10 protein-coding genes are annotated in these 13989 nt (G+C 48.8%); 4 read left to right on the top strand and 6 right to left on the bottom strand.

The annotated features are described in order from the left end of the window. Window positions 1-23: 23 nt before the first annotated feature. Window positions 24-1289, bottom strand: a complete 1266-nt coding sequence (locus ACQ66Q_RS02480) for a pyridoxal-dependent decarboxylase, exosortase A system-associated (protein ID WP_430455334.1) — start codon at window positions 1287-1289, stop codon at window positions 24-26. Next, window positions 1267-2820, bottom strand: a complete 1554-nt coding sequence (locus ACQ66Q_RS02475) for an AMP-binding protein (protein WP_430455333.1) — start codon at window positions 2818-2820, stop codon at window positions 1267-1269. Before ACQ66Q_RS02475 ends, ACQ66Q_RS02480 begins: the two co-directional genes overlap by 23 nt. 145 nt (window positions 2821-2965) lie before the next feature. Here ACQ66Q_RS02475 and ACQ66Q_RS02470 point away from each other — a divergent pair, with 145 nt between their 5' ends. Then, the gene (locus tag ACQ66Q_RS02470; RefSeq protein ID WP_430455332.1) at window positions 2966-3229 is read left to right on the top strand and encodes a phosphopantetheine-binding protein; all 264 of its coding nucleotides are present in this window, start codon (window positions 2966-2968) and stop codon (window positions 3227-3229) included. A gap of 76 nt (window positions 3230-3305) precedes the next feature. Beyond that, complete coding sequence (gene prsT / locus ACQ66Q_RS02465; RefSeq protein WP_430455331.1) at window positions 3306-6062, top strand: XrtA/PEP-CTERM system TPR-repeat protein PrsT; 2757 nt, start codon at window positions 3306-3308, stop codon at window positions 6060-6062. A 383-nt stretch (window positions 6063-6445) separates the two neighbouring features. On the opposite strand, the gene ACQ66Q_RS02460 is transcribed toward prsT, so the two are convergent. From ACQ66Q_RS02460 to ACQ66Q_RS02445, 4 genes are all read right to left on the bottom strand, one after another. After that, complete coding sequence (locus ACQ66Q_RS02460) at window positions 6446-7255, bottom strand: THxN family PEP-CTERM protein (RefSeq protein WP_430455330.1); 810 nt, start codon at window positions 7253-7255, stop codon at window positions 6446-6448. A 132-nt stretch (window positions 7256-7387) separates the two neighbouring features. Then, window positions 7388-9058, bottom strand: coding sequence for an FAD-binding oxidoreductase (locus ACQ66Q_RS02455; protein ID WP_430455329.1), 1671 nt, complete (start codon window positions 9056-9058; stop codon window positions 7388-7390). Between the two features lie 69 nt (window positions 9059-9127). Further along, complete coding sequence (locus tag ACQ66Q_RS02450) at window positions 9128-10006, bottom strand: PEP-CTERM/exosortase system-associated acyltransferase (RefSeq protein WP_430455328.1); 879 nt, start codon at window positions 10004-10006, stop codon at window positions 9128-9130. A 157-nt stretch (window positions 10007-10163) separates the two neighbouring features. Beyond that, a complete protein-coding gene (locus ACQ66Q_RS02445; protein ID WP_430455327.1) occupies window positions 10164-11045 on the bottom strand; it encodes a patatin-like phospholipase family protein in 882 nt (293 codons plus the stop codon). A gap of 196 nt (window positions 11046-11241) precedes the next feature. Here ACQ66Q_RS02445 and ACQ66Q_RS02440 point away from each other — a divergent pair, with 196 nt between their 5' ends. Then, complete coding sequence (locus tag ACQ66Q_RS02440; RefSeq protein ID WP_430455326.1) at window positions 11242-11943, top strand: S1 family peptidase; 702 nt, start codon at window positions 11242-11244, stop codon at window positions 11941-11943. Then, window positions 11940-13964 (top strand): XrtA/PEP-CTERM system histidine kinase PrsK, encoded by a 2025-nt coding sequence (gene prsK, locus ACQ66Q_RS02435; protein WP_430455325.1) that lies wholly within the window; start codon window positions 11940-11942, stop codon window positions 13962-13964. The genes ACQ66Q_RS02440 and prsK overlap by 4 nt, the downstream gene beginning before the upstream one ends. Window positions 13965-13989: the final 25 nt, after the last annotated feature.

Below are 13989 nucleotides of genomic sequence, written 5' to 3'. Positions count from 1 at the left end.
TCCTTGTCTGTTGAATATCGGGCTCATAACAGCACCTCAGCGACAGCGCCATGACTTAAAAATCCTTGCGGACTGGCACTGGCACCATAAGCGCCGGACTGCAATACCGCAAACCAGTCGCCAGGCTCCGCTTCAGGTAACGCTACTTTGTCAGCCAGAATATCGAGCGGCGTGCACAAAGGCCCAACAACCTGCACCGGCCCCACCGGTGCCAATGTCAGTTTATTCGCCAACACCACCGGATAATTGCGCCGCACCACCTGACCGAAATTGCCAGAATTAGCCAGATGATGATGCAAGCCACCGTTGGTCACGACAAACTGCTGACCGTGTGAGCTTTTCACATCGATGACCCGACTGAAATAAACCCCGGCATGGGCGACCAGATAACGGCCCAGTTCAAGGATGATTTCCAGCCCTGCCACAGCCGCGGCAAATTCAGCGAATAACTGCTGCATGCCAGCCCCGACCGCTGCTAAGTCCAGTGCTTTGTCGGCAGGAAAATATGGCACACCAAAGCCGCCGCCAAGATTAAAAAACTCCAGTTGCGGACAATGCGGCCGCAACTGTGCCAATAACTGCAGACTCTGCCGCTGACTTTGTAAAATGGCGTCGGCCTGCAAGTTCTGCGAACCACAATACAGATGAAAACCAACCAGCCGCAGCGGACCGGTTTGCAATTCGGCTAACAAATCCCAGATCTGTGCCTGATCGATCCCAAACGCTTTCGCACCACCGGCCATTTTCATACCGGATGCGCGCAGTTCAAATTCAGGATTAATGCGCAGCGCGACGCGGGCCGAAGTCTTAGCCTGTAAACACAATGCCTGCAGCCGGCGCATTTCACCAGCCGATTCCAGATGCACAACACAGCCTGCCGCGATCGCCGCTTTGAGTTCAGCATCGGTTTTACCAGGCCCGGCAAAACTGATCTGCGATGCGTCGACGCCACTTTGTAACGCCAGCACCAATTCACGACGTGATGCTACATCCATCCCATCCACCCTGGATGCTAACCAATGCACCACCGGAAAATATGGATTGGCCTTAACGGCATAATGTAGTTTGACGCGAACAGGCAGTGCGGCGCGCAAGGCCTGAACCCGCGCCGTAATGGCTGCACGGTCATAAGCATAAAAAACATCAACATCCAGCAAAGCCGCGATCTGCGCCGGCGTTTTGCCGCCCACTAACAAATCATTCTGCTGCTGGGCAAACGGCGTCAGCGCAGCAGCAAGTTGAGGCTGCGCAGTGAATAATGCGGGATTAAGCGGAATCAGAGGGTGCACAAAAATAATCCTTATAAGTCACGGACAACTGCTTACGGTCGAGTTTACCATTGGCCGTCTTGGGCAGCAGCGGCAATTGTATCAGGGCTTTGGGACACATATAGGCGGGCAATTGCTGTTTCAGAACCGTCATCAATGCGCTGGTATCCAGCGCTTGCGGTGCACTGAACAGCAATAACACGGCATTATCTGCGGCAACAGTCGGCACCGCGATCGCGGCAACATCGGTCACACCGGCCACCAGTGCATAAAACTGCTGTTCAATTTCAGTCGGACTGATGCGGATGCCGGAACATTTGAGCATTTCATCCAGCCGGCCGAGATAAAACAGATCGCCGTCGGCATCCCGCCATACCTGATCGCCGGACCAAACCGCCGGCGGTCGGTGCACAACGGCCTGCGCTAGTAACGGATCAGGCCGGAATCGCTCCGCGGTTAACTCTGGTTTGCCCCAATAGCCAAGGCTTACCAGCGGTCCGCGATGGACCAGTTCACCGGGCTCCCCGACCGCACATTCAGTGCCATCGGGACGTAACACCCGCACATCAGCAAAAGGGATCGCCTGACCAATCGACTGCGGTTTTTCTGTCAGTTTGTCCGGTGCCAAATAGGTGGACCGAAAGGCTTCGGTCAGACCATACATCAGATAAGGTTTGGCGTTTGGAAAACACTGCTGTAACCGTTTGAGTAATACCGGCGGCATCGCGCCACCTGAGTTAGTCCAAAGTCGCAGCGAAGAAGTACTGTCATCTGGCCAGCGCGCATCGGCCAACGCCGCCCACAGCGGTGGTACCGCAGCCAGTACGGTGACCTGATGCTGCTGAATCTGGCGCACCACATCCTGCGTCAGCAAGTAGTCCAGCAACACGACGCTGGCGCCGGCGCTGAACGCGCTTAACAGCTGATTCAGACCATAGTCAAAACTAAAGGGTAACAGCGCCAGCACCACATCAGCGCTTTGCAAACCGAGATATTGACTGACACTGGCTGCGCCTAACAGCAGGTTCAGCTGTGACAACACCACCCCTTTGGGTAAACCTGTGCTGCCAGAGGTATACAAAATCGCTGCTGGCTGCGCCGACATTCCGACGGTTTGCGCATGGCTTTTATCCTGCTGCGCATCAGCAGGGTAATCGGCACCGTCGAACCACTTGCAACCTGCGGGTAAATTCAACTCGGCAGCCAGTTGCTGACGTCTGGTCGCAGTCATTGACACCAGCCTCGGCGAGCAATCCTGCACAATATATTGTAATTGCTGCGGTTTCAGCGCCTGGTGCACCGGTACCACTAAAGCGCCGAGACTCCAGGCAGCGAATAACTCGATCACCAGTTCGCGTTGCTTCGGTAGCTGCAACATCAAGCGATCGCCAGCCTGTAATCCCGCGGCACGTAACTGCCATTGGCGTTGCCTGACCTGTGTAAACAGCTCAGCATAAGTCAAAGTACCATACGGGTCTTTCAACGCAATTTGCACCGGCCAGCGCGTTGCGCCGAGGTGCAATAATCCTTCCAGTGAGTCGGTCAGCAGCATGCAATTTCCCGTGAGCCAGCTTTCCCGGATATGGCGCCAATTCACTGAAAACAGGCAGCATTTTTCCGGCGGCAAAATGGTTTGCCTGTGATTAATCTGTGTTAGAGTACATTGTGCAAATATCTGATGTCCATTGGAGTTGACTATGAGGGACCAACAACCTCAGACCGGACAGGTGCTCGACCAGATCCTGTTATCGGTATTAGGCCCCCACCACCACCTGACTGATCAAACACCGTTGTTAGGTGCCATCCCCGAATTTGATTCCAGCAGTATTATGACCATTCTGACATTGCTGGAAGACCAATATGATGTCGTATTCGACGACGCAGAACTCAGCGCAGATCTGTTCAGTACAGTCGGCTCTCTACGCCATTTTATGACAGAAAAGCTGGGCAAAACGGCTTAACTATATCAATCAAACCGACGTGATGCTGCGAAACACCGATGGCAGAACGCAAGTGAATGTATAAAGGATTACACAGATGAAAAAAACACTCCTGGTCAGCTGCATTCTGGCCGCATTGGTTACTCAGGGTTGCGGTAAAAAAGATGCCACGCAACACCTGCAGGACGCCCAGACTTTTATCGGTAAGCAAGAATATTCTGCGGCCGTGATCGAACTGAAATCAGCTTTACAGCAAGAACCGGAAAACGCCAAAGTTCGCCTGACGCTGGGCCAGATTTATCTGCAGGTTGGCGACGGATTGTCAGCGACCAAAGAGCTGGAGCGCGCCAGAGAATACGGCGCCGACATCAATGACCTGTCATTACCGTTAGCCCAGGCTTATTTCCTGGCGGGCCAATTCCCAAATCTGGCCGAACTCGCTAAACAAAGCGGGATCTCGGCAACGAATCTTGATTTTGTTCAGCTGTATCAGGCTCTCGCTGCTATCGAAGCGTCAGAAGCTGCAGATGCAAAAGCGGAATTGCAGCGTCTGGCACAAAATAGTGATGCAGGCATCAAAGCGATGGCATCGGCGCAGCTGCAGATTATGGATAAAAAGCACGAAGAAGCTTTAGCTGCACTTGGCGGGATCCAGGCAGATAATCCACTTTACCGTGAAGCGCTGTTGTTACGCGCCAAGTTACAGAACGTACTGGCGCAGTTTGACGCGTCCGTCGCCAGCTTCAATGAATATCTGAAAATTAATCCGTCCGGCCATCAGGCGCGCTTATTACTGGCCCAGACCTATGTCGCTCAGGATAAATTTAAAGAAGCCGGTGTTGAACTTGATAAATTGCTCAAACTGTTTCCGAAACAACCGTTGGCGAACTATCTGAAGGCAGTGATCGCTTTCGAAGCGAAAGATTTCCAAAAAGCCAAAGAACACAGCGAAGTGGCAATCAATTCAGGATTAAGCTCCGTCAGTACCCGCGTACTGGCAGCACTTGCGGCGTCTCAACTGGGGCTTGGTAACCAGGCATTAAACCACCTGCAAGCTGTTCGCGGCGAACTGGACAGTTACCCGCCGGCGCAAAAACTTTATATCGCCCTGCAGTTGCAAAGCGGCAACACGGATGCAGCGCAAGAACAACTGATGAAAAACCAGGCCGCCGCCAGTGATGTCCAACTGGTCAGTGCCACCGCCTTTCAACTGCTGAAACAACGAGCCAACGGCGCCGCAGAAGAACTGATCAATAAATATGAGCAAGGGACTGAAACAAAATCGGAGCAGGACCTGCTGGCGATCGGTGCATTGAAGCTGGGTATCCCAGGTCAGGAAGCGCAAGGCCTGTCGTTGTTGGAACAAGCTGCCAAAATGGCACCAAAAGAACAACAGCCGCAGCTGCTATTAGCTTCTGCATATTTGCAGCAAGGGAAATACAAAGAAGTTGAAGCACTGGCCAAAGAATGGCTAAAAGACGAAAAAATGAAGGTGCAAGGCCTCAACATGCTGGCTTTCTCGGCGTTGCAACAAGGTAATGATGCGGTTGCTTTGCAATACATTCAGGACGCATTAGCCGCTAAAAGCGAATTACCTTTCACCTATCTGTTAAAAGCAGTGTCTGAACAAGCAAAACAAGACAATGCGGCGGCAAAAACCACTTTAGAAACGTTGTTGGATAAACATCCACAATATATGCCTGCGCTAGAGCAACTTTATGCGATGACGCGTACCGAGGCTGGCGGCTCAGCGTTAAAACGCACCGAGGCCCTCTATAACCAAGACGCAGCCAACTACAACGTAGCGGTATTGTATGCCCGGATGCTGGTTGACCAAAAGCAACAGGATAAAGCATTGACAGTGCTGGAAGACAGCAAGCAACCCTTAGCTGAGCGTCATGCCTTACACTGGGCCTTGTTGGTTGAACATGAGCGGACTGTGAAAAAAGATATCAAAGCGTCACTTGCTGTAGCCGCGCAGTGGTATCAGATAAATTCGGCTGATCGTGAGTCGGTCTACACCTATATTCGCGCCCTCATTCTGGATAAACAGATTGAGAAAGCTCTGGCCGTTTCTACCGAAGAATTAAAAAAATCACCGAAAGACAAGGTGTTGTTTGGTACTCAGGTGCAATTGCTGGCAGAAAATGGCAAGAATGACGAAGCACTGAAACTGTTAGCAACTTTGCCAGCCGAAGAAGCCGGCAAAGCTGATGTGCAGTTTATCAAAGGCCGGATCTTGTTGGCTGCAGCCAAACCAAAAGAAGCACTGATTGCACTGACAGAAAGTTATCAGCAAAGCCAGTCAACAATGGCGGCATTAATGATTGCCGATACCTATGAACGTGCCGGCGATCTCGCCAAAGCTCAGCAGTTTGTCGAGCAACATTTCACAACTAAACCCAATGACGGGCCGCTGCAGCTGTTTTACGCAAACCTGATGCTGAAAAGTGATAAGAACAAGTCGATTGAGATGTTTAACCAGCTATTGGCGAAAGAGCCTGACAATGTTGCAGTATTAAACAATCTGGCATGGACTCTGTTAGATTCCAACAAGCTGGCTGAAGCCACTCAGCATATTGAACGTGCAATTAAATTAGCGCCGCGCAATCCGGATGTACTCGATACTTATGGTGCTGTGTTGCTTGCATCGGGTAAAGTCGACGCCGCGATTATGAAGTTCGAAGAGTCGTTAAAAATTAGGCCAGACAATGCAGCGGTGTTATTGAACTACGCAGACGGACTCATCAAAAAGGGCGAGAAAGATAAAGCGAAAGCGATTCTGGATAAAATAGCCGGTGATAAGTCGATATCAGCAGCTCAGGTGAATGCGCTGAAGGCGAAGCTGAACTAAACGTCGGGTACCCTGCTCAGTCAAAATTAAAACGGATGCATAATGCATCCGTTTTTTATTGGCGCTCATTTGCACCGGCTGGTGTCATATTGAATCCGATTTACCGGTTTAACTACCCGCCTGAAAATGCTACTTGTTCAAGACAGCTGTCATACACTGAGCCGCGACATCAATTGCAGTTCAACAACTAGATATGGCGCTGAGTAAGTTGCGGTGTCCACAGTCCAGATTGTTGATGGCTGATGGCTGATGGCTGATGGCATCGATCAACCACGCCTGATGTGCTTCAGTATCGGCAAGAAGTATCAGCCAATAAAAAACCCGGATGTTTCCATCCGGGTTTTTTATTTATGTTGCAACACCAGGTGTTGCAACTCTCACAATTATTTTGCGCGGCGACGCAGGCCCAGCAGAACCAGTGACAGACCTAACATACCTACTGTAGCAGGAGCAGGAACAGACATAGTCAGTTGAGCTAACAGTTCCAGCTGGTTGTTAGTACCTTCACGCGTAACCAGTAAAATAGAACCGTCTGGATTTACTACAGACTGAGTAACACCTGACAATGGGTTCAGCTTGAAAGAAATCTTGTAGTGTTCAGCGCCAACCCAGAAGTTGATCGCTGGCAGGTTCAGTTTGATCAGGAAAGTGTCATCACAACCTGTCGTAGATAACTGTGGACCTGCACATTTTGACAAGTCGCCAAGGTTTGGAGTTTCGTTGAACTGAATACCAACAGTTGCTGAATTCGCGCCCAGTGGTGGGTTAACGATTGCAAACAGAGTTTCCAGGTCCATTTTGTACAATGAACGTGAACCTGTTGGAATTGTTTTGTTTGAGTGAGTGATTAAACCAGTTTGAACCCAAGCACCGTTGGTAACCAGAACGTCAGTTTTAGAAGCGATATTCAGGCTGCTTTTTGCAGTTGTAGAACCCCAAGAAACTGTATCGTAAGCATTTGGCAGACCAGCTGCGCCAGTGAAAGTCAAACCACAACCGTTTGTTGCGTCTGTTGTACCAGCAGCGCAGTCGTAAACTGTGCCATTTGCTTGTTTGCTAGAAGAGTTCACACCGTCAGCTAACCAGCCAGATTGAGTGGCGAATTGCAGAGCTGGGATTACAGCAGCTTGGGCTGAACCAGCGAACATTGCTACTGACAGAGCGCTTACTGATAAAAGAGTTTTAAATTTCATTTTACTACCACCTTGTATTTTTGACTCGCCTACCAGTTACTGCCAGGCTAAAACTATTACTGATAGATATAAAGCAACCGCCGTGCCAACTTTTAATTTCATTTAAATACAACAGCTTATGCAACACATCATTTAATTACTTACTGATGCTGTAAACTTTTCTGACGCTGATGCAATGTATCGTCCCGGAGCAAAAATACCTTGTGGATCTAAGGCATGTTTTAGATCTGCTAAAACCTGCAGATACTGCGGATCTCCGCAGTGCACCATTTCAGCCATTTTGCCGACATCAGTACGATATGGGTAGAATCCATGGGAGAACATTGCTTGGTATAACTTGTCGCGACATTGCAGTGCGAGTTCGTCCCAACTCTTTCCGTCTGGCGCACTGGCTGTGCGGTCAAATGAAATACTGACGACCGCATCGATGCAACGCTCGTTTAACAGTGTCAGGGTCACCGCTGGTTCAAAACCAAATTGTGGCAATACCGTGTCGACAATATCCATCAGCTGTCGTGCATTTTTCGCATCTGCCGGCGCGACAAATGCGCTCCAGATGAGCCCGACGTTGTCCTTGTCCATATCAAAACGACCATCAGGCGCAGTTTTCATTCGCCAATATGAACTAGTCAAAAATTGTGCGCTGGGCTGACCTTTCATCATGTTATGGACCGGTCGCAAAACTTTCAGCATACCCGGAATATCCATCCGGGTGATGAACGCGATGGGCTTCTGAAAAATCTCGATAAAACGTAACAAACTGTCGCTGATAAAATTCAGCCTGGCGCCTTTCACTGTGCGTAAAGCACGCCGGACCTGTTTTCGCGCATTAGCAACCTGTTCTTTAGTGCCATACAAAGCACCGGACACGTTCCAGGTGCCAACCTGCCACTGTCTTTTTAATTGAGACAAAACATCGCCCTGCAGTGGAAATTGCGCGGGATGGTTTGAGAACATTGGCCAAGGATACTGTTGCATCCCACCTAATACACGGTATGCGTTGGCAATATGTGGCAGGCTGGTGATCACGCCACTGCGTTTTAATGGTACTAAGGCCGCTACAATTTGCTCCAGCGCAGATTCATTCGGCGCCGACAAATAAAAGGCGACAAATTGCTCTGGTTTCGGCATCAGCCACAAGGTGATACTCAACACAATACCCAAGTTCGACTGCAAAAATAGCTGGTCAAGCGCGGGACCCAATCCCCATTTGTACATACCGCTGGCTTTTGCCCCATCAAACCGACCAAAACCAGTTTTTATGATCCGACCATCAGCGAGTAACACTTCCATAGCGCCAATGAAATTTGCATGTTCACCATATGGAGTATGGCCAAATCCCCTTTCAACTGTATTACCGACAATGCTGCAATCAGGATGAGAGCCGGTACAATCCATCCAATCCATGCCACCTTGCGCCACCAGAAACTCAGCCAACTGCCGTTGCGTGACTCCGGCCCCAACTGTTACCAAATGGTGCTCCGGATCGTAACCCGAGATTTCGTTTAAACGCCCCAAGTCAAGCAGCACTGAGTCCTTCGTACTTGGCACGCGGGAGCCATAGCCCCAGTTTTTACCTGAGCTAATGGTATACAGCGGAATATTAAATTCCGCCGCGACAGCAACCGCAGCCGCAACCAGATCACGTTCGGGTTTCAAGATTGCTATGACAGTTGCACTTGTGGCGAAAGTTGCGGTCGATGCCAGTTTCAACGGTTCATGGTCAGTGACGACATACTCATCGCCAAGTAACTGACGCCATTTTACAATTGCCAGGGTGGCGGATTGCGGATCTTTGTTCATCCTGAGGTCCTTATCGCAATAAAAACGGCAGCCTGATGTGACTGCCGATGATTATATTTTCCTGTCTACTCAGCGCTGCGGGAGCATACTTTTCGTTGAGTCTCTTTTTGGCTCCAGCGGGCCATCGGTAAAACCGTGCTCTCTGACTGAGTTTGCCAAAGACTTTTCAATTTCGTTTAATAACTTCTTGAAACCCGGAGACAATCCGTCAAACAACATCGGCTTATTAATGTAAAATGGCGCCCGGCGACCATGATAGTCAATCACCGGGCCTATCTGATGGAATTTAATCCCGACAAACGCCAGACTGCGTGCCAGACGAGGCTCCATCATGACAAAAGCGTGTTCTTTCTTGGCATGAAATGCCGTGGATGCAGCGGCAAAATACAAACAAATAGCGATATAAGGAAAACAACGCAACTCTGTTTCGGAATAGGCTTCGACATTGATCGCACCGGTCGCGGCGCCTTTAAACTTATCCACTTCCCGTCGACGAAACTGTTCAAGTACGGCGAGTCGTGAGATTTCACAGATCTTGTTGCGTGGAAAAGCCGCCGGGCTGAATTCATGGTCCGTAATCGAGTGCAGACAATATTTTTCGATCGGTAGCAACTCAGAGTCGTCAGCAGATGTGATTAAGCGAACCGTGCCTGCCATATTGCCACTGGACATGTGGCGAACGAAGCAATGGATCGAATGTGCATCAAAATCATCAAGTTCAATGCGGTCAGGCCGTTCCGGTTCAAATTTTAACTCTTCGCAATAAACCTGATGCCTGACGTTGTAGACCTTTTGTTTTAACTCTTCAGTGAGCGCCAACTGAGGTTGCAGGAACTGTGAAAAATGCTTTGAGATGCTGCTGGCGTTGTTACTGACCATCACACCGATAGCTTTTTTCACCAGAGTTCCAACTATCGGTAGCTCTTGTAGTTTCTTTAAATGCTTCATAAAAACCTGACAGATTCCTCAATGTTCACCGGCAAGCACGACATGACTCAACCGTGGTGCTATCCATCCCTTCGACTCAACTGCAAAATGCCAACATACAAATCGCCTTTAGCAGCTGATATCAGGTCCTGATCCTTTAGTATAGAAAATCGATGTACTATGACAATCCAACTTGACGTTCCCGCGGATTCGCCGTCACTTCAGTACGGATCCAACCAAGCTTATGCGGGATCACTGCCATGGTTGTATCATAGCCCTGACGTAACAGTTCCTCTTTTTTTGCCACTGGCAAGGCAAAATCCACCGACGATACGTCGCCGGTATTAATCAATACCGTGTTGTGCCAATACTGGGCATGCACGTACTCTCTCGACATCGCATTCATAAATGTTTGAATTAACATGAGAATATATGACACCAACGGGAAAAGTCTACGTCGGATGATCGGTTTATCCTCACCTTCGCTTTTTAAGCGGAAGCAGACCACAGGCACGTCACGACCAGACCAGTCCTGATGCAAAGCATCTTCAGCCAGAATCACCCCATCCGCCATCACGTGATTTTCAAAAGTCTTGAATGAAAACAACAACGGAATCGACATCGAATACCGCACCGCTTCTGATACTTTCATTTGTGGAGTTCGTGCTTTGTTAAATACCACTGGACCACCACCATTGATGTCAGTCGCCAGTACATGCAGATCTAACTTCAAATCACAAAAACGAGCCCCGGCAAGTTGATTATCCATCCAGCGCTCAAACGTATCACCACTGGAAAGCCCGCCAGTGCGGATTAGATTCATCAGAGAAAATCCGCGAAACTGTTTAAAATCAGTATGAAGCGCGAGATCACGCATCTGGTCAAAGGTTTTGCCGGCAGCAACCATCGCAGCCACAATGCTGCCGCCAGACACGCCGACCAGACTATGGAAATTTAGCTCAAGGTCTTTTAGCGCTATCAAAATTCCTACATAACAAGGCAATCGGGTACCGCCACCAGAAAAAATTGGTACTATTTCATGCGATTGCAGTTGTGTCATACTGGCCACCAATACATCATGCACCTGCCACTGAACTGAGAGTTTCAGTATGTACCAATTTGCTCAAGATGCGAATTCGATTTTAGTCCAGCCCCGATCGAGCCTGATTACGATGGAACGCCTTATTTACCGACACTTACGGACAATTCTCTGCGTGCTGTGTCTGACAGGGCTGATAAGACCAGTACAGGCAGCGTTGCCCGAACTAATCACTCAGCTGAAACCCTCAGTCGTTGCGTTAGCCATTTATAACCCTGGTGCTTCGCCACGCCTGAAACTGCTGGGGTCTGGTTTTGTCGTCGCTCCCGGTAATCTGATTGTCACCAATCACCATGTGATCGCAACACCGGTCAACAAAGACAAAAACGAAACTTATGTCGTACTGTCAGGACACGGCCAACAACCGCAAGTGCATCAGATCAAAAAGACACGTTTAGATCGGTCACACGACCTTGCCGTGCTGGAAATCGCCGAAACTTTGCCAGCAGTGAAGCTTGCATCATCAGATTACGTTGCCGAAGGCACCCAATTAGCATTTACCGGTTATCCGATCACCGGTGTGCTGGGTCTGTACCCTGCGACTCATGGCGCGCTACTCAGCGCCCTGACGCCAATCGCGATCCCTGCTGACAACAGTCAGGTTATTTCTGCCGCCACTCTGCGCCAGTTGCGTGATCCTTTTATGATTTATCAATTAGATGGCACCGCTTATCCTGGTAACAGTGGCAGCATGTTATACCGTCAGGATACCGGTGAAGTCGTAGGAGTGATTAATATGGTACTGGTAAAAAGCAGTCGCGAGGCAATTTTAAGTGACCCGAGCGGTATTTCTTATGCAATACCGATCAAACACTTGCATCAGTTGTTATCTCAGGATCCAGACAGGAACCAGCCATGAATATTGAAGTCACGCCAGGGCAATTTGGTTTTCTGTTGGCTGCGATCGGCTATTTGTTATTTTGGGCACTTCAACTGACCGTCAGAGTGCACACTGCACAAAAATCATTGTTATCGGCGTATACCCTATGTTCAGTGATATGGGCTGTGCACAACGGCGTGTCACTTCAGCTGGCATTTATTACTGATTTCTCATTTATCATTGAAACAATACAAAAATCACTGCTGTTGCTGTTTTTGTTATCAGCGCTGAGTAAAACAGACATCTCGCTCAGACAATGGCTAGCATTAAAAAAAGTACAACTGACCCTGCTGGTCTTATGCAGTTGGCTAATCGTTGGCTGGTTTATTTTGCACACGGCCGGTTTGCGTCTGATGGGGACACTATTGCTGGTCATTGTGATGCTGGCGATGGTAGAGACTTTATACCGACAATCCGGTGGACAGAAATGGCAATTTAAGCCGCTAATTATTGCTGTTGGTATTTGCTTGTTGCTTGATTTTTATCTGCTTGCAGAAGCCGCGTTATTGAGCAAAATCAATCAACAAACGTGGCAGGCACGAGGGTTTGTGAACCTGTTTATGTTGCCGTTCCTGGTTGTTGCAGTGAAACGGATTAAATCTTGGGGCATCAATGTCTACGTATCGCGGGACATCGTATTACAAAGTTCACTGGTGCTGGCAGCTGGTATTTATCTATGCTTATTAGCCGTTGTTGGTTACTACCTGAGTTACATCGGCGGCAACTGGACCACGCTGCTGCAAGTTGTGTTTGTAGTCGCTGGCACCGCAGTCCTTGGAACTTTGGTTTTTTCCGATGGCCTGCGGCGCAAAGGCCGTGTTTTTATTGAAAAACATTTTTTTGCCAATACTTTTGATTATCGAGAGAAATGGGTCGAACTGACTCGTGAACTGAAGAAAATCGAATTCGCCAACGAGAATACGGCACAGGTATGTCTAAGTGCCTGGTGCCAAGCCATAGGCTACAGCCACGGCGCATTAATTAAACTGCAACAGGAACAATTGCTGTTGCTAGCAACGCAAGGCCAGTTGTTATTCGGCGAAAATGAAGAGCAGGCATTACAACTTGTCATCAAAGAGCAAAAAAACAAACAGTGGCTATTAGATTTTAGTGACAAAAAAGACAGTATGATCAGCCAGTTACGCAGTAAAATGACGCATTCCGGGCCTGCATTCAGTATTTTGATCCCAATCCTGAAAAACAATCAGTTATGGGGCTTTTGCCTGTTGGATAGTCATGTTAATGAAAAACTCAGGCTGAACTGGGAACTGCGGGATTATCTGAATGCAGTCACCGAGCAAATAGCCAGCTATTTGTTTATGGATGAAGCGAGTAAAGCCTTGTCAGAAAATGCGCAGTTTGTTGCTTTCAGCCGAATGTCCGCCTTTGTGGTGCATGATTTGAAAAATGTGAAAGCGCAAATTGATATGTTGCTGAAAAATGCGCAAAAACACCGGCATAACCCTGAATTCGTCGACGACGCTTTTACCACAATTGAAGCAATGCAAAGCCGGTTGCAAAATATGCTGGCGCAGCTCACGAATAAACAATCTGGTCAGGAACAATTGAAAAAAACCGCTGTAGGCACATTACTGCAAACACTGGTTGCAGAGCGCTGCAGTGCCAATCTTCCCCTACCATCGCTGACCTTGTACCATGACTGCCAACTGACTATCGATGCTGAACGCTTTGCCAATGTCCTGTTCCATCTGATCGATAATGCGCAACATGCGACTCCAGATGATGGAGAGGTACAGGTTGTTGTACAACACTGTGAAGGCCAGCTCCGACTGGAGATTATTGATACCGGTTGTGGCATGTCGCAGGAATTTATTCAAACCCGACTTTTTAAGCCCTTTGATACCACAAAAGGCAATGCGGGGATGGGTATTGGCGCGTATGATGCTTTAACGTTTGTCCAGCAACAGCAAGGACAGTTGCTGGTAAGCAGTGAGGTGGGACATGGGACTACCTTTACCATTTTGCTTCCTTTAAACTAACTACCATAACTGATACACGGAATGT

Origin of the sequence: Rheinheimera sp., assembly GCF_965283995.1 — a bacterium.
Taxonomy (GTDB): domain Bacteria; phylum Pseudomonadota; class Gammaproteobacteria; order Enterobacterales; family Alteromonadaceae; genus Pararheinheimera.
Note: the sequence above shows the minus strand (reverse complement) of the source record. Positions and strands in the feature narration are given on the sequence as shown.

Excerpts from the sequence above, each read along its gene's own strand:
- ACQ66Q_RS02475 (WP_430455333.1), bottom strand. The coding sequence starts at position 2,820 with ATGCTGCTGACCGACTCACTGGAAGGATTATTGCACCTCGGCGCAACG.
- ACQ66Q_RS02470 (WP_430455332.1), top strand. The coding sequence starts at position 2,966 with ATGAGGGACCAACAACCTCAGACCGGACAGGTGCTCGACCAGATCCTG.
- prsT (WP_430455331.1), top strand. The coding sequence starts at position 3,306 with ATGAAAAAAACACTCCTGGTCAGCTGCATTCTGGCCGCATTGGTTACT.
- ACQ66Q_RS02460 (WP_430455330.1), bottom strand. The coding sequence starts at position 7,255 with ATGAAATTTAAAACTCTTTTATCAGTAAGCGCTCTGTCAGTAGCAATG.
- ACQ66Q_RS02455 (WP_430455329.1), bottom strand. The coding sequence starts at position 9,058 with ATGAACAAAGATCCGCAATCCGCCACCCTGGCAATTGTAAAATGGCGT.
- ACQ66Q_RS02450 (WP_430455328.1), bottom strand. The coding sequence starts at position 10,006 with ATGAAGCATTTAAAGAAACTACAAGAGCTACCGATAGTTGGAACTCTG.
- ACQ66Q_RS02445 (WP_430455327.1), bottom strand. The coding sequence starts at position 11,045 with ATGACACAACTGCAATCGCATGAAATAGTACCAATTTTTTCTGGTGGC.
- prsK (WP_430455325.1), top strand. The coding sequence starts at position 11,940 with ATGAATATTGAAGTCACGCCAGGGCAATTTGGTTTTCTGTTGGCTGCG.